The 23,143-nt window shown below is 38.8% G+C and carries 24 protein-coding genes; 9 read left to right on the top strand and 15 right to left on the bottom strand.

Going from position 1 to position 23,143, the window contains the following annotated elements; all coding sequences use genetic code 11:
* The first annotated feature begins 220 nt into the window (after window positions 1-220).
* Window positions 221-766, top strand: coding sequence for a hypothetical protein (locus tag ACYQ1I_RS13770; RefSeq protein WP_459766277.1), 546 nt, complete (start codon window positions 221-223; stop codon window positions 764-766).
* Between the two features lie 63 nt (window positions 767-829).
* On the top strand, window positions 830-1,057 hold the full coding sequence (locus ACYQ1I_RS13765) for a hypothetical protein (RefSeq protein ID WP_459766275.1): 228 nt from the start codon (window positions 830-832) through the stop codon (window positions 1,055-1,057).
* Window positions 1,058-1,071: 14 nt separating this feature from the next.
* Here the strand turns inward: ACYQ1I_RS13765 and ACYQ1I_RS13760 are convergent, their stop codons facing one another.
* Both ACYQ1I_RS13760 and ACYQ1I_RS13755 read right to left on the bottom strand, forming a co-directional pair.
* On the bottom strand, window positions 1,072-2,988 hold the full coding sequence (locus ACYQ1I_RS13760; RefSeq protein ID WP_459766273.1) for an ABC-F family ATP-binding cassette domain-containing protein: 1,917 nt from the start codon (window positions 2,986-2,988) through the stop codon (window positions 1,072-1,074).
* Between the two features lie 448 nt (window positions 2,989-3,436).
* Complete coding sequence (locus ACYQ1I_RS13755; RefSeq protein ID WP_459766271.1) at window positions 3,437-3,964, bottom strand: helix-turn-helix domain-containing protein; 528 nt, start codon at window positions 3,962-3,964, stop codon at window positions 3,437-3,439.
* 348 nt (window positions 3,965-4,312) lie between these two features.
* On the opposite strand from ACYQ1I_RS13755, the gene ACYQ1I_RS13750 reads away from it, so the two are divergent.
* The 4 genes from ACYQ1I_RS13750 to ACYQ1I_RS13735 all read left to right on the top strand — a co-directional run bounded on the left by ACYQ1I_RS13750 (window position 4,313) and on the right by ACYQ1I_RS13735 (window position 8,087).
* Complete coding sequence (locus ACYQ1I_RS13750) at window positions 4,313-5,251, top strand: VanZ family protein (RefSeq protein ID WP_459766269.1); 939 nt, start codon at window positions 4,313-4,315, stop codon at window positions 5,249-5,251.
* Window positions 5,252-5,609: 358 nt separating this feature from the next.
* Entirely contained in the window at window positions 5,610-6,002 is a 393-nt protein-coding gene (locus ACYQ1I_RS13745; protein WP_459766267.1) for a BlaI/MecI/CopY family transcriptional regulator, read from the top strand.
* A gap of 191 nt (window positions 6,003-6,193) precedes the next feature.
* Window positions 6,194-7,264: a M56 family metallopeptidase gene (locus tag ACYQ1I_RS13740; protein WP_459766265.1), complete on the top strand. Its 1,071-nt coding sequence runs from the start codon at window positions 6,194-6,196 to the stop codon at window positions 7,262-7,264.
* A 79-nt stretch (window positions 7,265-7,343) separates the two neighbouring features.
* Entirely contained in the window at window positions 7,344-8,087 is a 744-nt protein-coding gene (locus tag ACYQ1I_RS13735) for a FlxA-like family protein (protein WP_459766263.1), read from the top strand.
* Window positions 8,088-8,314: 227 nt separating this feature from the next.
* Here ACYQ1I_RS13735 and ACYQ1I_RS13730 read toward each other — a convergent pair whose 3' ends face one another.
* Genes ACYQ1I_RS13730 through ACYQ1I_RS13720 form a run of 3 tightly spaced genes read right to left on the bottom strand, consistent with a single transcriptional unit; the run spans window position 8,315 to window position 9,390 of the window.
* Window positions 8,315-8,887, bottom strand: a complete 573-nt coding sequence (locus tag ACYQ1I_RS13730; protein ID WP_459766261.1) for a manganese catalase family protein — start codon at window positions 8,885-8,887, stop codon at window positions 8,315-8,317.
* A gap of 15 nt (window positions 8,888-8,902) precedes the next feature.
* Entirely contained in the window at window positions 8,903-9,163 is a 261-nt protein-coding gene (locus tag ACYQ1I_RS13725) for a spore coat protein CotJB (protein WP_459766259.1), read from the bottom strand.
* Entirely contained in the window at window positions 9,139-9,390 is a 252-nt protein-coding gene (locus ACYQ1I_RS13720; protein ID WP_459766257.1) for a spore coat associated protein CotJA, read from the bottom strand. Before ACYQ1I_RS13720 ends, ACYQ1I_RS13725 begins: the two co-directional genes overlap by 25 nt.
* Window positions 9,391-9,662: 272 nt before the next feature.
* Here ACYQ1I_RS13720 and ACYQ1I_RS13715 point away from each other — a divergent pair, with 272 nt between their 5' ends.
* Genes ACYQ1I_RS13715 through ACYQ1I_RS13705 form a run of 3 tightly spaced genes read left to right on the top strand, consistent with a single transcriptional unit; the run spans window position 9,663 to window position 14,128 of the window.
* Window positions 9,663-10,367, top strand: a complete 705-nt coding sequence (locus ACYQ1I_RS13715) for an ABC transporter ATP-binding protein (protein WP_459766255.1) — start codon at window positions 9,663-9,665, stop codon at window positions 10,365-10,367.
* A 1-nt stretch (window position 10,368) separates the two neighbouring features.
* The gene (locus ACYQ1I_RS13710) at window positions 10,369-12,792 is read left to right on the top strand and encodes a COG1361 S-layer family protein (RefSeq protein WP_459766253.1); all 2,424 of its coding nucleotides are present in this window, start codon (window positions 10,369-10,371) and stop codon (window positions 12,790-12,792) included.
* Window positions 12,793-12,802: 10 nt separating this feature from the next.
* Window positions 12,803-14,128, top strand: a complete 1,326-nt coding sequence (locus tag ACYQ1I_RS13705; RefSeq protein ID WP_459766251.1) for an ABC transporter permease — start codon at window positions 12,803-12,805, stop codon at window positions 14,126-14,128.
* A gap of 48 nt (window positions 14,129-14,176) precedes the next feature.
* Here ACYQ1I_RS13705 and pepT read toward each other — a convergent pair whose 3' ends face one another.
* The 10 genes from pepT to mnmA form a co-directional block, all read right to left on the bottom strand.
* Window positions 14,177-15,400, bottom strand: a complete 1,224-nt coding sequence (gene pepT / locus ACYQ1I_RS13700) for a peptidase T (RefSeq protein ID WP_459766249.1) — start codon at window positions 15,398-15,400, stop codon at window positions 14,177-14,179.
* A 145-nt stretch (window positions 15,401-15,545) separates the two neighbouring features.
* Window positions 15,546-15,866, bottom strand: coding sequence for a hypothetical protein (locus ACYQ1I_RS13695; RefSeq protein ID WP_459766247.1), 321 nt, complete (start codon window positions 15,864-15,866; stop codon window positions 15,546-15,548).
* A gap of 180 nt (window positions 15,867-16,046) precedes the next feature.
* The gene (locus ACYQ1I_RS13690) at window positions 16,047-16,571 is read right to left on the bottom strand and encodes a peptidylprolyl isomerase (RefSeq protein WP_459766245.1); all 525 of its coding nucleotides are present in this window, start codon (window positions 16,569-16,571) and stop codon (window positions 16,047-16,049) included.
* 142 nt (window positions 16,572-16,713) lie between these two features.
* On the bottom strand, window positions 16,714-17,712 hold the full coding sequence (locus ACYQ1I_RS13685) for an ABC transporter permease (protein ID WP_459766243.1): 999 nt from the start codon (window positions 17,710-17,712) through the stop codon (window positions 16,714-16,716).
* Window positions 17,709-18,749, bottom strand: coding sequence for an ABC transporter permease (locus tag ACYQ1I_RS13680; protein ID WP_459766241.1), 1,041 nt, complete (start codon window positions 18,747-18,749; stop codon window positions 17,709-17,711). The genes ACYQ1I_RS13685 and ACYQ1I_RS13680 overlap by 4 nt, the downstream gene beginning before the upstream one ends.
* Entirely contained in the window at window positions 18,746-19,603 is an 858-nt protein-coding gene (locus tag ACYQ1I_RS13675; protein ID WP_459766239.1) for an ABC transporter ATP-binding protein, read from the bottom strand. The genes ACYQ1I_RS13680 and ACYQ1I_RS13675 overlap by 4 nt, the downstream gene beginning before the upstream one ends.
* Before the next feature lie 18 nt (window positions 19,604-19,621).
* On the bottom strand, window positions 19,622-19,933 hold the full coding sequence (locus ACYQ1I_RS13670) for a transcriptional regulator (RefSeq protein ID WP_459766238.1): 312 nt from the start codon (window positions 19,931-19,933) through the stop codon (window positions 19,622-19,624).
* A gap of 8 nt (window positions 19,934-19,941) precedes the next feature.
* Entirely contained in the window at window positions 19,942-20,613 is a 672-nt protein-coding gene (locus ACYQ1I_RS13665) for a hypothetical protein (RefSeq protein ID WP_459766236.1), read from the bottom strand.
* Window positions 20,614-20,746: 133 nt separating this feature from the next.
* The gene (gene ablB, locus ACYQ1I_RS13660) at window positions 20,747-21,586 is read right to left on the bottom strand and encodes a putative beta-lysine N-acetyltransferase (protein ID WP_459766234.1); all 840 of its coding nucleotides are present in this window, start codon (window positions 21,584-21,586) and stop codon (window positions 20,747-20,749) included.
* Between the two features lie 401 nt (window positions 21,587-21,987).
* Window positions 21,988-23,085, bottom strand: coding sequence for a tRNA 2-thiouridine(34) synthase MnmA (gene mnmA / locus ACYQ1I_RS13655; protein WP_459766232.1), 1,098 nt, complete (start codon window positions 23,083-23,085; stop codon window positions 21,988-21,990).
* Between the last annotated feature and the right edge of the window lie 58 nt (window positions 23,086-23,143).

Here is a 23,143-nt window from a genome sequence, read left to right as displayed (position 1 = left end):
GGACTTTAATACCATTTCAAAGTAAAATCAGGAAATATTGTCATTTTTCCATTGTGTCTTTTTCACAGTTATGGTATATTCTGTTTTAGTGTTTAATCTTTAACTAAACTTTAAAAATTTTTACGACATGGTTAAAGTCATATTTCAGTGATCTTAAAAGTGTTCCTATAGCTTAGTTAAAGCCTTATAAACCATTTATTAATTTGAGGAGGCAGAATGTATGAAAAGAAAATTAATGTATTTACTGGGAATCTGTATTTTACTCTTGGCCTTGGTTGGATGTAATTCTTCAGAGAAAGCTGTAAATCTGGAATTTACTCCCTATGAACAGGAGGACGGTGCTTTCTATGTAGATTTTCCAGGAATCCCCGAGGTAATGACCGAAACTGTTCCAACTCCAGTAGGCGATATCAGTTTTTATATGTATTTGGTTGAACTGGATAACAGTGCCTTTTCGGTAGCCTTCAACGACTACCCTGAAGAAGTAATGGAAGTACTAGACCCTACAACTGCTTTAGACGATGCCGTACAAGGAGCCGTAGCCAGTACTGATGGTACGTTGATTGAACAAAAGGACTATTCCTTTGAGGGGAATCCCGGTAAGGAATTTAAGTATACTGGTACTGACTCTGGTACAAAATTTACAGTGCTACAAAGAGCCTTTATAGTGGATAATCGATTATACCAGCTACAAATTATTTCGGAGTCTGATAAATATTTAGATTATCATGAAGATTTCTTCAATTCCTTTAAGCTGTCTAAATAATCTTAGTTAAATAAGAGAAGGCTATATTTAATTATGGGACTCATGGCCTTTTGGTTACTGATGATGGCAGGCTATGCCCTTATTCTCTCTTTTATCGTAAAAAGTAAAGATCATTACGATAGAATGAATCATTTATTTAGGAATCGAATGAGGGCCCGAAAGAAATATGATGATGATCTTGATGCCTATATTGCCGCTTTAAGTAGGCGTATGAGATTACTATCAGGATTGTTAGCAATTTTCGCCCTGGCTCTTTATATATCTCATGTAATCTTCAGCTTAAAAGGTTAATAGAGGGAACCAGTCTAACTGGTTCCCTCTATTTTTTTCTCTGCCTTTAACACGGCGTCCCATTGATGATACAATTCACTTATTTTTTGATCCAGCTGCTGTCTTTCCAGCTCCAAACCATCTAACAAAATATGATCGAAAGGATTATCTTCCATTTCCTTCGATAAGGCCTGATATTTGTTTTCAAGTTCTTCTATTTGTTTTTCAATTATGTTGCTACCGAGGCTGGAATCAGCAACTGCCTGTTTAGGTTTAGATTTAGCTTTATCATTCTTCAAGGGACCATTGGAAATTTTAATATTGATTGCTATACTCTTTTCCCGTTCCCTTACCCATTCTTGATACCCAAAGGGGTACAATTGAAGCTTTCCATCTTCAATTAATAAGAGCTTCTCCGCCATTTTTTCTATAAAATAACGATCGTGGGATACAAAAAGAAGGGTACCTTCAAAGGACATCAGGGTGTTTTCCAGTACCTCCCTTGAATCAATATCCAAATGGTTGGTAGGCTCATCAAGAATTAAGAGGTTCGCCTTTTCATAGGTAAGGGAGCATAATTTTAGGCGGCTTTTCTCTCCTCCCGAGAGACTTTTTATTTTCTTATTCACATCTTCTCTCATAAAAAGCATTTTAGCCAGGGCTGCCCTCGCCTCTCCCTGGGCTATTCCATGGTAATCTGAAAAATATTCCAACAGAGTCTTTCCTTCCTCCTCGAAAACAACCTGTTGAGGTAAATATCCAATTTTCACTCCCGAACCCAGTTTAATTACTCCCCGGTCAGGAAGTTCCTCACCCAAAATCATTTTGAGCAGGGTGGTTTTTCCACTACCATTGGCTCCCATCAGAGCAATACTATCCTGATAGAAAATTGTAAAGCTGCTTTGATCAATTAACCCCTTTTCTCCGTAGCCTTTGACAATATTCTCAGCTGTAACAACTCTTTTTCCTGATCTGTCGGTTAATAGCGCCTCCATCTTCATTTTACGATTTTCTAATATGGGGCGATCCAGTACATCAATTTTCTCAAGCCTTTTTTCCAGCTCTTTAGCCCGCTTATACATAGCCTCACTATCACGCATAGCCCCCCAAACTCGATAGCGGTGGATTTGTTCCTTCATTCGATCTATTTGTTTTTGTTGATTTTGATATCTTTTAAAATCCTCAAGAAATCTTCGCTCCCTTTCAATTACATAAGCACTATAATTACCATTGAAGGAATTCATCTGTTGGGGCCAGAGCTCTAGAATTTTGGTGACTACCTTATCCAAAAAATATCGGTCATGGGAGATAATTAAAATCGTTCCTTTGTAGCTCCTTAAAAATTCCTCAAGCCACTCTATTGACTTAATGTCAAGATGGTTCGTGGGTTCATCCAGTAATAGTATATCCGGCGCTTCTAACAGCAGCTTTCCTAAAATCACACGGGTTTTTTCACCACCGCTGAGGTCTTTAAATGGTCTTATTTGCATTTCATCAGGAATTGTTAACCCCTGGCAAACACGGTCAATATTGATTTCCAGTTCATATCCCCCAAGGGCCTCGTAGGCTTCTATACACCGTCCATAGCTTTCCATTGCTTGTTTTAAAGCCTCATCAGTCAACAGAGTCATATCCTCTTCAAGTACTTTTATTTTCTCCTGCAATGCAATAGCTTCTTCATAGGCCTGCCGCAGTACATCCCGTACAGTCAAGGCCTCCTCAACACAATGAATTTGCTCCAAGTAGCCTAGCTTCACACCTTTTCTCAGACTGATGCTGCCTCCCTGATAATCTTCCATGCCCATTAGTATTTTCATCAATGTGGTTTTACCACATCCGTTCTGCCCGATCAAACCAACTCTCTCGCTGGTCTTTAGCTCAAAGGAGATATTATCAAATATTTTATTGGCACCAAAGTATTTTTTAAGTTCCCTTACACTACATTCAATCATAGTCAGTCTCCTCGCTTTGCAATAGTAATTAGCTGCAACGCGTCCTTCCGCACCCTTGATCCGACTAGGAAACACAAAAAACCCACGGCCAATTAGCCTTGGGTTCTATATAAGTCAACATAAAGTATTATCAATTCTTAAGTCATATTGACAGATTTGGAACCTTCTCTAATCGGATCTTTGCAGCTTGAATCTTAAAAATGGACGCACCTCTCCCGTAAACGGGTAAATTTGCTGTCATTACAGATTCAAATGTGATCCATCTTAGCGAAGCATTCATCTGATCATTCCCATTTGCAGTCCTTTGACTGCATCCTTTCACTAATACTCTTTATCTATTATATGAAAAATAATTTGAGTTGTCAATCGATTCCAGTTTTTTGGCATATACCTGGCTTCCCCTATCTCAATTAAAATACCTACAATCATTGCAGACATTGATCTGGAATTAGTCATTATATTTCTTCTTAAAATATACGGCAAATGCTATACCGGCAATAAATATTATGGCAGCTATCATACAAATTAAGTTTGTAAAATATAGCGGTAGCTTCATTTGCAACGGTAAATCAAGAAAGGTAATCCCGAATCCCTCCGGCGGCATTAGCATATTTTTGAATGCGAAATATGCAAAGCCCGACAGCAAAAAAACCAGGGCTGCATACATAGAAAAAATATAGCCAGCAATATATCCTCTTTTCTTAATAAGATTAGATACAAAATTAATTGTCGACTCACCTTTCTGATGTATAGAAGTTTCCTCCATAACTTTGTTATCCATACCTTCATTAAGTAGATAGTCAGTTGTAACTCCTAAAATCTTGCTAATCAATAATATTTTATTAGTATCAGGTAATGATTCACCTAATTCCCATTTTGAAACAGCTTGCCTCGATACTGCTAACTGACCTGCCAGTTGTTCTTGTGACATACCCTTCGTTTTCCTTAAAAATTGTAGCTTTTCTCCAAACTTCATTAGGTAACCCCCCTTTCTTGTTTATTTAATTATAGTACAATGGTTGGTTGCATTCTACCAAATAGGCCTGGAATTCCCGCAACTGTCAGTTGCAAGTTTAATTTCAAGCGACTTTAATTCTTAAAATTTCTTGAAGCTACTGGAACAATGAGCTATACATAGATAGTGTAGATGAAACGTCCATCTTCACTATTACCTTGCCTCTCGTTAATAATCATTAGAAAAAAATAAGGAAAAAATAAATTTTTCGACAGAAATAAAAAACAAACGGTTTACTTTTATTTAGTATAATCTAAATAAATTAACCGTTATATTAAAACAATCTACAGATGGAGGAATTCAAGGTATATGGAGAATAAAAATAGCACAAAAGAAAAGATCTTGCTTTATAGCATTTATGGACTATTTACAATTTATATTGCGCTTTTATTACGTATCACACTTTTCAAGCAGGCAAGCTTATATAATTTGTTTGCTGCCATAGGTGCAAGTGAAAGATGTATTAATATAATTCCTTTTGTACCAATTTATAAAATGATAAGTAATAACATATCAACAGGGCGAATATTGGAGATAGTTCTCGGAAACATCATTATTTTCATTCCCCTGGGACTACTACTGCCCGTTATATTAAAAAGAAAAAGCAGCAGGGATATTTTTTTAGGCGGCTTCCTTTTAAGTGCATCTATCGAAACAGTTCAGTTTATCTTTGGTTTGGGAAGCACTGATATTAATGATCTAATTCTCAATACCCTTGGAACTATAATCGGTTATCTGCTATTTAAGTTTATAAAGGAAAAGTCAAAATCAAGCTTATCTTTTCTGACTTCTATGGTTATCTTGGTAACTGTTTCCGGAATCATCGCCTTTAGCGTTTTACTTGTTACTAATACTGATTTGTTTGTACTATTCCCCAAAAAAATAATAGTGGAAAATGGAGAACTTGTTCAGGCGTTTATCGAAACACCAAGTTACCTTAGCGGAAAGCTTGTTAAGGTAGAGAATTCTATGCTAACAGTTGAAAAAAGTGTTCAAAGAGCATCTGAACAGAAGAAACTCTTGGAATTTACAATAACAGCTGATAGTAGTATATATGTCTGCTATAATAAAATAAATTACTTTTTCAACTCAATTTCTGGAGAACATCAACGTTATGAAGAAATAGTATATTCTGATTTTATTTCACAAAAAAGTAAAACATACAGCATAGACAATAATAACGTTATTATATGGAGTTCAGATGGAAAAACAGTTAACAAGCTGGTCGTGATTGAATGGGTTGAATAGGCAAAGGATGGGATTGCTTAAAGGGTAGTAATTAATAACTTTTATACAATAATCGCCTGCAAAGCCTGAACGAGCCGCTTATTCACTATCGTCTTAAGGGTAGTTTTTTAGAAATTAACTACCCATACAAATTCACTATTTAAGAGCACTAAAAAAATACAGCAAACAAGGGGTTGTCGGGAAATAGCCCCCAAAAAAAGATGGCTAAATTATACCCATCTTTCCTCCGCTACAGTGTATACTTTAACTATGCATTGTCAAGAAATATATGAAAAAAATTTAACAGTTTAAAATTTGAAAAAGGGTTAAGATTTACACTTGTTATCCGATAATTATAATAGATATGTGGAGGGATAATATGAAAGCAATAACACCAAGTGAAAATGAGTGGCTTATTATGGAGTTGTTTTGGCAAACTAACCGTTCTATGACATCGGCCGAGGTAATAGAAACATTACAGAAAAAAAAGGACATTAGCAAAAAAACAGTCAGGGTTATGATAAATCGGTTATGCCAGAAGAATATATTGGATTATACGATAGATGAGAAGGATTCCAGAATTTATCATTATTTCCCTGTTAAAACCAAAGAAGAATGTCTAAAAGGGAAAAGCCAACACTTTATAGAAAGCTATTTTTCCGGAAACGGAGCAGACGCAGTGGCAACGCTTATGCAGACTTTGACGTTAACCGAGGAGCAGATACAGGAAATATCAGAAATTCTGGAGAAAAGTAAGGAACAGGAAAAATGACGATCGGCAAATCTTTGCTCTATAACATACCAGAATTGCTTAACTTTTCAACTGCTTATTTTACCTTGAAGGCCGGAAGGTGCGCACTGCTATCCTTATTCCTGCTGCTTGTTATTATGCTATTGCGGTATACGGCTTTTCGTAGAAAGATACTCTTAAAGGGAGCATTATGGAGTATTATGCCGTTGACATTGTTTGGGGGAACCCTTAAGGTTTTTGATGAGAATCCTTTCGCATTAAAGTGGTTCGGCTGGTGGAAGGATGTATGCGCTTCCCGTCTTTTTATAGGTTATATTTACTTGATTGGCGTCATTATAGTTGCAATATACATTGTCAGGCAGCGCAAGGAATTCAGAAAAGCCATAAGGAGCATGAAGAGAGTCAGTTTAATGGGGAAAAGTATCTATATATGTGAATCAAATATTACTCCATTCTCTAGCGGACTATTAAAACCGGGAATTATCCTTCCGGATTTATTATATAAAAACTATTCCAGTAAGGAATTAGAGATAATACTACAACATGAAGAAACACATATCAAATTGGGACATTTGTGGTTTTATGCGTTTTGGGATGTGCTGAAAATAGTTTTCTGGTTCAATCCGCTGATATATGTATGTCTGCCATATTTCAAACAGGATATGGAAGACATCTGCGACAGAGTAGCAATTCAGAGGAGTGGGTGCAAACCTTATGCCTACGGACAACTGCTCTTAAAGAGTATGCAATTACTTGCAGGAAAAGAGATAAATTTATTTCCCGCTTTAATCGAAAAAAGAGATTATGGCTTTTTTAAAGAAAGAATTATAAGAATTATTCAATATAAACCTTATAAAAAAGAGGTTGGGATGATACTAATCGGTTGCTGTTTATTGACAGTTATATCCGGAATCTATCTTCTAAAATCAATATCTTATCCAAGCTATACGATGCATGAAAAAATAACTGTGTTTCAAGTATATGAACCCAAAATATTGATCGATGACGTTAGCGAGCTGAATAATGCAATTTACTATGACGAAGAAAATCTTTATATCAATAATGAACAATTTATGAGTTTATTAAATTTGAAGGGAGTGTACGGCAATGAATTTTACATAGGAATCAATGGTTACGAAAAAATCCCACATTGGGGCAGCGGAATGGATTCCATTTATGTGGATTGCAGTAAGCTTTCCGGAGGTACTTCACAGATAGCCTACGGGAATCAATATGATGCAGTAACAAAAATCGTTCAATGGATTATTAAAGAAGTTCTATAATAGTTTGCCTTTTTCAGGCGAACTATTATAAAAAGCTAAAGGATAACACATGTAAATAATATATTAGGAGGATTTTATTATGAAAATTACAAATGGTACAGGAATTAATGCTGCTAATTATAGTCAGATGCAGAATGCAAACAACACAAATCAGGACAGCCAACTAAAATCTATTCAGAAACAAATCGAAAATGTACAGCAGCAGTTACAAAACCTTTCCAATAATGAGGAAATGTCTATGGAAGAAAAAATGAACATTCGAAAAGAATTGCAGCAACAGCTTCTAGATCTGAATAGACAGATGTCACAAAGAAAAATGGAAATTCAGCAAGAAAGGTGGAAGAAATCCACCGCTAAAGCGGAAAAACAAGAAACAGTCCAAAGGAATAGCGACAAGCAAGAATTTAATGTCATAGGGACAACCACCGTGCAGGGAATTATAAGCGCCGATGCTTCGATGAAGCAGGTAAAAACAGTTCAGTCTACGAAAACCAACATGGAAGGTAAAGCCGGTGTGTTAGAGAGCGAAATTAAGATGGATAAAGGTAGAGGAGGCTCAACGGAGAGTAAAGAGGCTGAGCTTAAAAAATTGAATGATCGTATTAATAATGCCTCCGCTGACATGATGGATAAAATATCTGACATTGGTGCAACATTAGAAAAATCCAGAGAAGAAAATGAAAGAAAGGATGAAGAATACACAGATAAGAATGGTATAATCAGTCAAAAAGAACGTCTATTAGATTTAGAAGTTGGAGAAACTACAACCGAAACAGCTAAGAATACAGGAAATCCTAACACTACACAGACACAATATAGCTAAATCAAAGGTATCCAGTAATCTGTCCAAAGGACAACATGTGGATGTGGAGGTGTAACTGGCTAAGATTGACTCTTTTGGCTGTTCTGAGAAATTCACTAGTATCTATATAGTAAAGCAATAATTTCGGTAATAATATGGCTGTAATTTCTCCCTCGAAACCTCAAAAACTTAGCTATTCTTTTAAAATATTAACAGCAAACAAGACCAGAAAAATTCTGGTCTTGTCATTAATAGAACTTTTTACTTTCCTGGTACTCCTGAACAATCCGAAGGGCTTCGCCAAACCTTTGATAATGTACGATTTCCCTTTCCCTTAAAAACTGTAATACATCCTTCATACCGGGGTCATCGGTCATTTTCAGTAAATGCTCATAGACTGACCGGGCTTTTTGCTCTGCGGCCATATCTTCATGTAAGTCGGTTATGGGGTCGGCATGGGCTTGGAAATAGGCGGCTGTCCAGGGAACACCATTTGAATCTGTTGGGAACAGGGCGTTATCTCTGATGGCATAATTTCCCCCCAGGCCTGCTGCCTCCATTTGCTGTGGGCTGGCATCTTTAGTTAACTGATAAATCATGGTACAGATAATTTCGACATGGGCTAGTTCTTCTGTACCAATATCGTTAAGTAATCCCTTTGCTTCGTTGGTGGGAATCGTATATCGTTGGTTTAAATAACGCATAGAGGCCGAAAGCTCACCGTCGGGCCCGCCGTATTGAGTCAATAAATATTTTGCCATTCTAATATCACATTGATTAATTCTAACGGGATACTGTAGCTTTTTTTCATAAATCCACATTCTCTTTCCTCCTTCTTAAGAATAATATCCTTCTTCCCATGGCCATGGGCTGTCAAGCCAATTCCAAAAATATCCGCCTTGAGAAAATCCAAAGTTTAGTAAGGGGCCATACTGCATTTCATATTGTTGCTTCAGCATGGCTAGGTGATTTGCCTGCTGATTGAATTCCATGAGGGCCCTTTGATCATCTCGATGAGTGTTTAAATAAAGATTTAGTTCCAAAGCAGCAAATTCCACTGCTTGAATTTGTTTTAGCATGGTTGTTCGATCGGACATTTTTTATCCTCCTTTTTCTCTGCGACATAGGGCATATAAAGCTCTGGAAATAGCGTTCCTTTACAGAGAGCTTCATCAATTGGAAAAGCATGAGTATAGCATTGATAAGGAACATAGGCATTAGCCAGCCTGACACAGGGGGGCATAAAGGGAATGGGATAGATTCCGTAATAGCCCGGCCCCGGCATCAGAGGCGGAAAGTATGGGTTGCTATAATTTTGATACATTTTTCCTTCCTCCTTCTACAATAAATCAGTCTTAAAATAACTGTAATACCATCATATTCTGTAGTGGAAATTTGGTGTTTTAAACTTGAAAAACTATTTAGTACTTTTTTACGAAGTTTAATAATGAATAAACCCTAATTTTTAGCCCATCTTTACTATTTCTTCATGATTTTGTAATCTTTCCGTAACCATTAACTGGCAAATACCCCTTTATTTTTAAGCAATTTAATCGTACAATAGAAACATAAGGCTTTAGTGAGGCAGGTGACGAAATGAGTATTATTGAAGTAAAAAATGTCAGCAAGTTCTACAGAATGGGAGATGAGAAAATTGTCGCATTAAATAATGTTAGCTTCTCGATGGAAAAGGGAAAATTCTACTGTCTTTTAGGAACCTCTGGTTCAGGTAAGAGTACACTATTAAATCTTTTAGCCGGGCTAGAAAAGCCATCCAGGGGCGAAATCAAAATTAAAAATATTTCCATGGAAAAGATGAGTGAGAAAAAATTGGCCAAGTTTAGACAAAGCTATATTGGGTTTGTCTTTCAGTCATACAACTTGCTTCCCATGTTAACCGCCCTGGAAAATGTTTGCATCCCCTTAATCTTTAAGGGAGTCAAAAAGTCTGCAAGGGAAAAGCGGGCCGCTGAATTGCTCAAGGCTGTTGGGCTGGAAGGAAGAATAAAGCACCGCCCTAACCAGATGAGTGGTGGGCAGCAACAACGGGTCAGTATTGCCAGAGCTTTTATTGGTAATCCTGAAATTGTCTTTGCCGATGAACCCACAGGGAACCTCGATACTAAGACATCCCAGGAGGTTATGAACTTAATTACTACTATGGCCAAAAAGCACAATCAAACCCTGGTAATCGTAACCCACGACAGGGAGATAGCCCATTATGCCGATGAAATTATCTATATTCGGGATGGGAATATTGAAAAAATTGAACAATCAAATGTACATAAGGGGGCTTTATAAAGTGAAGCGATTTTTAACGTTTTTACTAATTTGTATTTTATTATTGCCGCAGGGGCTTAGCTTTAGCTTTGGGTCGGGGGGGATAACTTCTTATCCGGCTAATCAAGTAAGTGGTCTTAAATCTACCCGATATACTGACAAAACAATATATGACGGCGACCGATTTTATTTAAAATTAGATTTTGTCAACAATACCGGTAGCGATATTAAATTAGAGGAAAAAAATTCGATCAAGTCAAGTACAAGTGCTTTCCGTCTTCAGGATAGTATAGTATCAGATACTTCGGTTAAGGATGGAGCTGAATTTTCCGTTTGGGTAGAGCTGGTCTACCGAGGCGACAGCAAATATTTTGATTATGTATTGACCTATACTGATTCAGAAGGATCAAAGCCTCATAATGATTCTGCCATTGTTTATGACCTCTACTCAGAAAGGTCTGACAAGGATAATTCAGGAAAGGAAACACCAAGTAATCCTGTACCTGTATTAATGTTTGACGGTGTGACCATCCCAACAGTAGATGCCGGTAAAACCTTAGATTTAAAGCTGACTTTGAAGAATAACAGTAGATATTCTGCCCGTAATATTGTGGTGACACCACAATTTGAAGAAACCGAGGGAGATCCATTCGTATTAGAGGCTGCCAATCTAAAGCGTACTATTAATAATTTATCTGGAAATAAATCAACCAACTTGAACTTTAAATTAAAAATAAGCGATAATGCCCAGGCAAAAACCCATGCATTAAAGTTCAAATTTGATTTTGTAGATTCTAATGGTGGTACCCATACTGGAACCGAAACCATCTACATTACCGTCACCAATTCAAAGACAAAGCCTAAGCTGCTTTTAAGTCGATTGGAGACTACCCCCAAACAGATTCATTCTGGTGAGCCTGTCGAGGTAGTCTTGTACATGGAGAATAACGGTAATTTATTGGCCAAAAACGTAACCCTGGCGCTGGATGGATTGGAAAGCAATGGCTTTACGGTTGTCAATGGGGGCAACAGTCAATTCTTTAAGGAAATCCGCGGAGGCAGCGAGGTATATGCCGTATTTAATTTACATGCCTCTTCCAGGCTGACAAATGGTAACCATAATCTTACCCTAAAGCTAAATTATCAAGACCAGGCAGGAAATGAATATACCGAGGAGCAATTATTTTTTCTAACTGTTGGAGACGAGCTGGGTCGTGGCCCCCAACTGGAAATCAAAAGCATTGATGCACCTAATGGAGGACTTGGACCCAATGATTCCTTTTTGGTAAGCTTTGACCTTACTAACCAGGGGGAAACCACTGCAAGAAATGTCAAGGTATCAGTGGATGGACAAGAGGCCCTGTTGCCAAAGAGCCAGAATATCCGTATCATTCCTTCACTGGCTGCTAAGGAAACCAGTAATCAGCAATTTTATTTTTATGTTTCCTCAGATGCATCTAAACAAAACCACCCGCTGCTGATTAAGGTAGAGTACGACCAAGGGTCAGAAGAAACCCGTGAAACCATTCAACAGTATGTGGGAATTAATGTTGACTCTGGTGGCGGCAATACCACACCTAAGATTATTATTGATGAATATAGCTTTCAGCCCCAGATTGTTCGGGCTGGCCAAAATTTCGATCTAGCGCTTTCTTTTTTAAATACACACCAAACCAAGGCAGTTGAAAATGTTAAGATCTTTTTAACCGCCATCGAGAATACGGAAAAAAACGACAACGTCTTTACACCTGTAAATAGCAGTAACACCTTTTATATTGATTACATACCGCCCAAGGGCCGAGTTGATGAATTTTTAACCTTTTATGCAGTACCCGATGCGCAACCAAAGACCTATACCATCACTGCTAATTTTGAATATGAAGATCAAGATGGAGAGGAATATAAAGCTACAGAGTTAATTGGTATACCCGTAGTACAACAATCCAGGCTGGAGGTCAGTGATTTTTCTTTACCATCTGAATCCTTTATGGGACAGCCGATGTTCCTCTTTACAGAATTCTACAATATGGGGAAGGTAACCCTTAGTAATTTGATGGTAAAGGTTGAAGGAAACTTTGAGGTGCAAAATGGTTCTTATTTCGTAGGAAATTTTGAAACAGGACAAAGTGATTACTTTGAAGCAACAATTATACCCAACATGCCGGGTCCCCTAGAGGGGGAAGTAATCTTCTCTTATGAAGATTCAGCGGGAGATACCGTAGAGATTAGAAAGCCCATTTCCTCTAATGTAATTGAAATGCCCCAGGATGAATTCCCCATGGATGAATTTCCTCCCATGGAACCTGAACAATCTTTCTTTAAAAAGGTCCTTAAGAGTAAGATTTTTTGGGGAATCATTATTCTTCTTGCACTGGGCGGCGGCGGATTTTTCGCCTGGAAACGAATAAAGAAAAAGAAAGGTATGGCTGAAGATGAGGTCTATTGATCTAGTAAGTATGGGCTTTAAGAACCTTTGGCGAAGAAAGCTGAGAACCTTTTTAACGATACTGGGAGTAATTATTGGTACAGCTTCTATCGTTATTATGGTTTCCCTAGGCTTTGGAATGACTGAGGGCTTTAAGGAGCAGGTTAGCCAAATGGGAAATCTTCACGTCATTACTGTGAACCCTTCCTTTGATTATTATGGTGACAGCCCCAGCCCTTCTTCAAGGAGCGGTGAGTCCCCAAACCTTGATGATCAAGCCGTAGCTAACTTTTCAGCCATTAAAGGGGTTCAAGCAGTAACACCAATAATGCAAACCTATATGAAAATGGTTTCGGGACGTTATGTGACCTATTTACCTGTTAAAGGAATACTTCCCGAGACCATGGAGGCCTTTGATTTTAAGGTTACCGAGGGAAGGCTGCTCAATTCAGATGACACCTTGAATCTTGTTTTTGGCAGCTACATTCCCCATGAATTTTATAATCCAAAGGAAACAGGCCGCCGATATTATGGTGGTAGTGAATCAAGTGAACCTAAGGTCAATGTTTTGGAGGATCGGCTAGAGCTGACCTTTGATATGAGCTATGGGGAACGTCGTTCCCCTGGTTCCTCTTCATCTAATTCCAAGCCTCCAAAGGTATATAAGGTTAGTGGTGTCGGATTATTAGAGTCAGGAAATTATGAAAATGATTACTATGCCTATATGGCCTTACCCCAATTGAAAAAATTAATTGACGAAAATAAAAGAAATAGCCGAGGTCAGAATAACAACGGAAATAGTAAAGAGGGCTACGAGCAAATTATGGTGAAGGTTGAAAAAATTGACGATGTACAAAGGATTCAGGACCAAATTAAAGAAATGGGCTATAATGCCTACAGCTTAAATGATATGCTGGAGTCGATGCAGGAAACCGCCTCTACCCTACAGGCAGTCTTAGGCGGAATCGGCGCTGTTTCCTTATTGGTGGCAGCCCTAGGCATTACCAACACAATGATTATGTCTATCTATGAACGGACTCGGGAGATCGGTATTATGAAGGTAATTGGTGCCGCATTAAACGATATTCGAAAACTCTTTTTACTGGAGGCCGGTATCATTGGCTTCAGCGGTGGTATATTGGGTATTGGCATGAGTTATTCTGCTTCTTTTCTATTGAACAGAGCAAATGTATCTATTCTAGGTATGGGTATGCCAGGAACCCGAATATCCATTATCCCCCTCTGGCTGGCATTGGCTAGTATCTGTTTCAGTACGGTTATTGGTCTATTGTCAGGCTTCTACCCTGCAAGAAGGGCTATGAAGCTAAGCGCCCTGGAGGCTATCAAAACAGAATAGAAAAAAAGGATATCGCTTCGTACGATATCCTTTTTTAAATCTATTTCACTATTCCATCATATCTGAAATTAACTTAACAATTACTTCAACAGCCTTCTTCATGGAGCCTACGGGTATGTATTCATACTTTCCATGGAAATTATGGCCTCCTGTAAAAATATTGGGGCAGGGTAAATTCATATAGGAAAGCCTTGCACCATCGGTTCCTCCTCTGATGGGCTTAATTAACGGCCTTACCCCCACTGCTTCCATGGCTGCCCTGGCCCGGTCAATAATTTCCATCACTGGTTCAATTTTTTCCCGCATATTGTAATATTGATCCTTCATGGAAAGGGTTACGGTTCCTTCTCCATATTTAAAATTCATCAGCTCAACCACCTGGTTCATTAGCTGCTTTTTCTTTTCAAATTTAGTTCGATCATGATCCCGAATAATATATTGCATTTCGGTCTCTTCCACATCGCCCTTCAGGTTATTCAGATGAAAAAAGCCTCCATAGCCCTCTGTATGCTCTGGCCTCTCGTGGAAGGGCAACAGTTGATTCAGCTCCATGGCAATTAATAACGAATTGATCATTTTATCCTTTGCCGAACCTGGATGGACATTTCTACCTTTAACAATAATCTTGACCCCTGCGGCATTGAAGTTTTCATATTCCAATTCCCCCATCGGTCCACCGTCTACGGTATAGGCCCATTGGGCACCAAATTTTTCTACATTAAATAAATCGGCTCCCCGACCAATTTCTTCATCGGGAGTAAAACCCAGCTTAACCGTTCCGTGCTTAATTTCAGGATGAGCCAGCAGATATTCAACTGCAGTGATGATCTCTGCAATTCCAGCCTTATTATCGGCCCCCAATAGAGTCGTTCCATCTGTTGTCACCAGGGTTTCACCGATATATTCCTTTAAATCTGGAAAATCATCTGGCGAAAGAACAATATTCCTTTCAACATTTAATACAATATCTCCCCCATCATAATTCTCAATTAACTGAGGCTTCACATTTTTCCCCGACATGTCGGGGCTCGTATCCATATGGGCAATGAAACCCAGGGTCGGTACCTGCCTGTCCACATTGGCCGGCAGTGTAGCCATAATATAACCATTTTTGTCAATGGCAGCATCAGCTAAACCTAATTCTTGAAGCTCCCTTACCAGGGCTTCACCAAATTTAAATTGTCCTTCAGTACTGGGGCAGGCTTCTGAACCAGGGTCAGACTGAGTATCAAATTGTACATATCGTAAAAATCGCTTCAATACCCTATCCATTTCCATCACTCCTTGTAGATGAATTTTTTTATAACTTATTACTATTATAACATCAAAATCTACTCCAAATATAATTGTTGTTATGGTTTTTCCTTTACATCATTTTATATAGGTAAAGGTGGTTCATTTAGAACCACCTGAATTTTTATTTTTCTTCGATTTCTATTGTTCCTCCGGCCTTTTCAATTGCCTCAGCCAACATACCAGCAATCTTTGTTCCGCCAGATAAACCTAACCCGCCCAAAAATGGCAGTCTTATGATAAGACAAATACCACTAGGGGAGGTTATTTCAATAAGATTTAGCAAATTAATAACAGCACCTGCTGGAATATTAATTCTAAGAATTGTACCAGACAGCTGTGGACAATTATTGCAAGATGGTTTTGACATATTTTTTTCCTCCACTTCCTTTACTGAAGCTTCTTGTTCGACGTTTCTATATTTTTTTTTCAAAACTAATTGCATATATACTGTCCCTCCTTCCTGTTGCAGTACATATTATGCACTAGGTAAGAATTTGTGAAGGTAAGTTTAATGAATTTAATTAATCCATTTAAAAAAGACCCTGTGTTTGATCCACAAGGGCCTTATCTTAAATAAGTACTTCTCAATTGTTGGTCATGTATTTCAATTTCGCTAATATAGTTAGCATTTTTCCGGTTCTACATAGGCAATACCAAAGGTTTCAACGGTAACTTCCTTTATTCTTTGGTCCTCCTCCGGCTTATCTCTAAAGTCACGCTTAACAGACACAATTCTGTCGGCCTCATCAATTCCCTCGATCACCTTTCCAAAGGCTGCATATTGACCATCCAGGTGAGGTGCATCGGCTACCATAATAAAAAATTGTGAGCCTGCTGAATCAGGATGCTGAGATCTTGCCATGGAAAGTACTCCCTTTGTATGCTTTAAATCATTCTTAACGCCATTGGCAGTAAATTCACCCTTAATACTATACCCAGGGCCTCCAATGCCAATTCCTTGGGGATCACCCCCCTGTATCATAAAGCCCGGAATCACTCTATGGAAAATAACGCCATTATAAAAGCCTTTATTGACTAATGATATAAAATTATTGACTGTATTAGGGGCAATATCCGGAAACAGCTCTGCCTTCATCTGATTTCCATTTTCCATGGTGATGGTCACTATGGGATTTTGTCTACTCATTAACATCTTCCTTTCCTCATTCATATTTTTTTCAATGTATCGAGTAAAGACTTCATTATTAATCATACTATAGCTTAATTGAATTTACCACTCATTTGTCCCATTACATAAAATGTCCATACTCCGTTAAAAAATACAAGGATTATACCAATTGAAGCTTTTTCCTAGCATACTTTGCCAATAGCAGCATAAAAACAGTACCCGTTAACAGGGTCAATACCAGGGACAGATAAAAATGATGATATGGTTGCCCGGTTAAAAAGAGATGTCCTAATGTTTGGAATTGCCAATAGTTAGGAAACAAATAAAATAAAAATTGTAATTGTTCCTTTACAAAAACAGATATGATGGGTACGGCTAAATATATTGGCATGAGCAGCTTAATAACCGCTATGGCACTTATTTGATTTTCTGCAAAGGATCCAATCAGCAACAAAATAATTAGACTAATGCCATAGGCCGAAAGAGTTGATATGGTTAAGTGTAAATAGCTAATTCCCTTTCCCACCATAATTAAGCTGCTGCCAATGGTTAGTAGTATTCCAATGCCAAGGGCAATGATACCCTTGGCAGCAATATATTGAATTGCCGTAACAGGTGAGGCATTAATAGCTCTAATCACCTTCGATTCCCGGTCAGAGACAATATTAAAGCCAGAGACAATCCCACCAAATAGACTGGCCAGCATCATCATGGATATGGTAAACAGCTCCAGTATAAAATAACTTTTTTCCTCCAGGTACTGATGCTCCACTTTGAAAGATTCACGATTCTCAATGACTGCTTGAAAGATACTTAAATAAACATTGGTAAGCTCTGGGGGTTCATCCCCCTCCAGCATCAGAATATAGTGACCTTCCTTCTGCATTAGACCCGGTACTGAATCTACAGCCTCCACTCGTTTCGTAAGGGCTTCGTAGCCTTCATAGACCTCAACCCTTCCATAAGCCTGAAGCCGCCCTTGCAGGGCCATATCAACCTTTTCCTCAACAGCAAAGGTCATGCCGGCATCCTCCACCGAAGGCAATAAAAACCTCATTCCCAGGGCCAGCAATAGGGGGGCGATAATTAAATATATCATTAAATTATCTCTAAAGGCCCTGGTCATATCCTGCTTCATTAAGCTAACAATTCCCTTCATGCCCTTCCCTCCTTCATTAGTCTTGTACTAACCAACCAATGGCATAGCCCGAAGGCTAACAAATTTCCGGCAATTAAAAGCTGTATTGACGATATAATAGAGCGCCCTGTTGGAAAAAGTAATTCACTGAAGGCATACATAATTGGATAAGATGGTATGAGAGTAATGAATCTTGGAGAAAAGGACGGAAAACCGTAGGAGATGGATGGGAGAATATTTACGGTTAATATCCCCAACCCTACAAAAAACCAATCGGAAATATTATTAAAGAAAACAGCTACGATTAAGCCAAGGAGTGTGTAAAAGCCAACACCTAAAATCATCAGCAGGGCCAGGGGCACCAGATTGATGGAAGGGCCAACAGTTAACAATATTAAGGAAAACCCATATACCAGCGACATTGTAATAAACACTAAATTCTTTGAAAGGATATAAAGAGCTGTGCCTCCAGGGCTTACCCGGTAGGCCCTGAGACTCCCCTCGTTTTTTTCCTGAAATACCAATACTGCAACCATTAAAAATCCTAAAATGAGCACCTCAAAGGTTAGCAATGGGGGGATTGCCGTCAACCTTCTGGGGACTACCCTTCCAGGTTTCCTCAAATAGTTTATTTCAAAAGCCCCTTCTGCTGTTGTTTCCCGAAGGGATTCTACTAAATTTTCCAGGGCAGCATTTACAACACTTTCATTTTCAATACTGATTTGATTCCGATGGACCACTGTAAAGTCAGGCTCCTCTAAGGTTCCATGGAAGATGATTCCCAGGCCCTTTTTGTCATTGTCAAGGGCTTCATATAGGGCTGTTATAGAAGGAACCACCTCTATATAGTCGTTATTAAGACCCTTCAGGCTTTTTTCCAGGACTTTTTCCTGACTTTCATCGTACAGGTACTGGATCTTTTCTTGACTGAAATTTTCCGGCAACAGGAACCTTACAAAACCAACCATGATGAACAGCGTACCCATTAAGACCCACAGAAGGGCATTTCGAAGGATTACCGCCATGTCTTTTTTATATAAATTAATTAAAGTCTTCATGGCGTCAACTTCCTTCCCGTTAATTTTATAAATATTTGCTCCAGACTGGCCTCTAAGGAATGGATGGTTTGGATTTTTTCCGTATTGATAACATGATTTAGGGCTTGGCGATCTGCTTTATTTTCTAAAAAAAACATTCCTTCCTTCAAGGCTCCCTGGCTGACATATTCTACCCTTACAGCCTTCTCTCCGTATTGCAGCTTCAGACTTTTTGGTGAATCCAGGGCAGCAATCCTTCCTTCATTTAAGAAGGCCACCTGATTACACAGGGTTTCCGCCACAAGCATATTGTGGGTGGTTAAAAAAATAGTACAGCCCTGCTGCTGCTTTTCTAAAATTATATCTTTAATTCTGTCGGCTGTAGTGGGATCAAGACCTGAGGTGGGTTCATCTAAAAATAAGATGCTTGGATTATTGATAAGTGCCCTGGCAAATACCAGCCTTTGCTTCATTCCCTTTGAATAGGCCTCAGCTTTTTTATTGGCAGCCTCCTTCAGGCCCACCTGTTCTAAGAGCAGCATCGGGTCAAGGGTATCGGTTTGAAATAGTCCCCCATAATATTTAAGATTTTCATATCCCGTTAGCTTTCCATAAAGATTAGGATGCTCAAAGGAAACACCTATTTGATTATAAAACTCCCTTCTTAGCCCTTGAATGGATTTTCCCCCATAAAGTACCTTTCCCCTTTGCAGCTTCAATAACCCGGTCATAATATTTTGAACAGTGCTTTTACCAGCCCCGCTGGGGCCAAGAAAGCCGAATATTTCCCCCTTGCCGATCTCAAAGGAAATATCTTTTACAGCATAGTTTCCCTTCCCCGTATAGTCATGGTATAGGTTTTCCACTCTAATCATTGCTTTCCCTCCCTTTTTTTAATCCCCCTGCCTCTGCTTTACAGCTCTAATCAAGCCCTCCATTTCAGCAAGATATTCATTAAGACGGTTCAAGCCCTCTAGCGTTAAAGCCACCTTAGTCTCTGACTTATTATTTTTAATTCTTTTGTGGATTTTTATATAGCCTGCCTCTTCTAAATTTCTCAGCTGAACCGATAGGTTCCCGGCAGTTAGCTCTAGTCCCTCCTTGATCTCATTAAAGGGCACCTTTTTTTCCTGATGGCTGGCTAGATAGGTTAGTATTAGTAATCTAACCCTTTCATGGATCACTTTATCGATTTCAAACTTCATCTGCTTCCTCACTCCCCTTTAGAACCCGCCAAAATAAAACTTGCCCCGTACATCATCAATAATCCCATTCCGAAGCAAACAATGGTTCCTATTAGTGGATGCAGACCAGTAAAGACCATCATCAGTAAAAAGCCTGTAACGACAAACCAGCCTCCAAGGAGACCCAGCTCTTTTATATGGAAAATATTAATGACTCCAAAGCACAGAAGCCCAAGAAAGATTCCTAAAAAGGGAACAATCAGGTTTCCCAGGCCCTGGCTATAGAAAAAGCCAGACACCATTATGGCCGAAAGGACAAAGGGAACAATTACCAATGCCGACTGAAGGGTATAAACCTCTCGCAGCAGCCGAATCAGTGTCATATTACTCTGATTTTTTTTGAAAGCTATAATTATATTTCTGATTTTTAAGCAGAATATTCCACCTATTAACAAAATCACCGCGCCATAGAGAACCCCTTTAACCTTAACGGGAACAGCTTCATAGGCTCCATAGGCTTGAATAACATAATAAAATAATCCTGCCAATGATATAATGGCAATGCCACTAAAGAGATATACCGTCCTTAGGGTCTCTGTCAGAGATATAAATTTAAAGATGTTACTGTTTTTTGAAATGGCTTGCTTAATATAGAGCAGGTCTTGAATAATTTCTTGGCTCTTTTTATTTGAATCCTTCATTTACAAACACTCCTTTCAGTTTATATTATAAACTTAATTATATTATAAACATATTTATGATAATGTCAAGTATTAACATAAAAAAAACCCTGCCTCCAGTAGGAAACAGGGTGTAAGGAAGGATATTTTGTTATTAAGACAGGTTTTTTACCCAGATATTCATGTCTTCAAAGCCCCCTGATATATGACAATTTTGTACCAGGGTACCTCGATATTCATAGTCATGTTTAGCTATCACATGGTTCATTCCAGCAGATTTCGCTCTTGTTAAGGAAAACAGATTAGGCACCTGCTTCTTATTGAGGCGCTTTTCCAAATGATTGATAATATAGCTTAACAAGCCCTTTCCACGATAGTGGGGCAGGGTTGCACAATCGGTAATCTCGGCATTATTGTATTTAGGGTTAATATCAGCCGATGCAATGCTTACAATTTGATCGTCGTAGGTTACAAGGGAAAATAAGGTTTCCTGGTCTATCACCTTTTTAATATAGGCCGGCTCATTCATGGGTGTTGGGTAGCTTTGAAAGACCTCAGCATATACCCTGGCCATTTCCATGACATCACCTTTTTCTGCATTTCTCAATTCAAAACCTTCAGGAAGCTGGAAGGTCATTTCTCCCTCATACTTGTTTTGGGCTGATTGAATAATTGCCTCTTGTTTTTCTCTTAAAGGGCTGATACTCCTTTCAGGATTAATAAATTGAGAATAAATATAGGCATCCTCACCATTGAAAAAGCCATCGATTTTCCCTTCCAGGGTTAAATCCATTTCCTCAAGCATGGCAATTTTCCCTTCGGTACCATAGACACTGACCTTTTCAATATTGTGGACCTTTTCAAGGCTTTCTATTTCCTTTAAATGCTTTTCCAAATGATTTTCATCATATTGATAGAAAATAACCCGTTTATTTGGTTCATCAACCAAAATATCCTCATGCTTACATTGATCTATTAATTTTCTTAGTTCCATCCTCTATTCCTCCTTTTCTGTTTAATTCCATCAATTCCTCCCTTACATTAAATTAATAAAAAAGGGCACGCTTCCTCGGGTGAGGAAGAGTACCCAGATTTCGCCTTAAAAGACTCATCTTAAGCCACCATAAAATGATAGCCTACCACTGACCCCTCTGGACCCGTGGGAATCCCATCTCATAACTGTTTTTCTTTATGGGTTTTGGCTCTTACAAGGGTCTCACTATTATCCGCCTAAACATATAACAGCTCAGCCCTTTCCCTTATTAACCATAAATACTTCACATAGATTAATTTTATTAAATTGACTTTTCTATTATAACATAATATGTTATTTTTTGCAAATTCCTTAACCTGGCAAGGAACTTGCTACATTAATATTAGTTTTTTTATATTATGTTAGTCTTTTAGTGGCTTATCAATAATACCGCCCCCCAGACAAACTTCACCATCATAAAAGACCACTGCCTGACCGGGGGTGATGGCGCTTTGGGGCTGCTCAAAGACCACTCTGCAGGTGGTGTCGGACGTGACATGAACAGTCACACCATTATCTTTTTGTCGGTATCGGAATTTTGCCGTACAGGTAAAGGTAGACGCCGGTGCCTTTCCTGCAACCCAGCTTACATCTGTAGCCAGCAGTCCCTTGGAAAACAGGGCCGGATGTTTATCTCCCTGTACAATATATAGTATGTTTTTCTCAAGATCCTTGCCAGCAACAAACCAGGGTTCACCGCTTCCAGATCCGCCGACCCCCAAGCCCTTTCGCTGACCAAGGGTATAATACATTAACCCGTCATGTCTTCCCTTTACTTCACCGTCAAGGGTCTGAATCTCGCCGGGTTGGGCAGGTAAATAATGGCTTAAAAACTCTTTAAAATTTCTTTCTCCAATAAAACAGATACCAGTACTATCCTTTTTCTGAGCCGTCGCCAGCTGATGGGCCTGGGCAATTTCCCTTACCTTTGACTTCGGTAAATGTCCAATGGGGAACATGGCTTTAGATAGCTGATATTGATTGAGGGCATTTAAAAAATAGGTCTGATCTTTGTTGGAATCAACACCCCTTAAAAGACGATAGCTCCCTTGATGATAGTCCACCTGGGCGTAATGGCCTGTTGCCAGGTAATCGGCCCCCAGGGTCATGGCATGGTCAAGAAAGGCTTTAAACTTAATTTCCTTATTACACATGACATCAGGATTAGGTGTTCTGCCCCTTTTATATTCCTCTAAAAAATAGGTAAATACCTTGTCCCAGTATTCCTTTTCAAAATTCACTGTATAGTAGGGAATCCCGATTTGATTACAGACCTTGATCACATCCTCATAGTCTTCTGAGGCTGTACAATATCCAAACTCATCGGCCTCATCCCAATTTTTCATAAAAATTCCAACGACATCGTAGCCCTGCTCCTTCAATAAAAGGGCGGCCACCGAGGAGTCCACTCCCCCCGACATACCAATAACAACACGGGTGTCCTCTTTTCGCTTATTCATCCAGTCACCTCTCCTTTTTAACAAATTTATCTATCGGCAGCCTGGTGCTTATATTATC

It is taken from the genome of Alkaliphilus crotonatoxidans (assembly GCF_054658015.1).
Note: the sequence above shows the minus strand (reverse complement) of the source record. Positions and strands in the feature narration are given on the sequence as shown.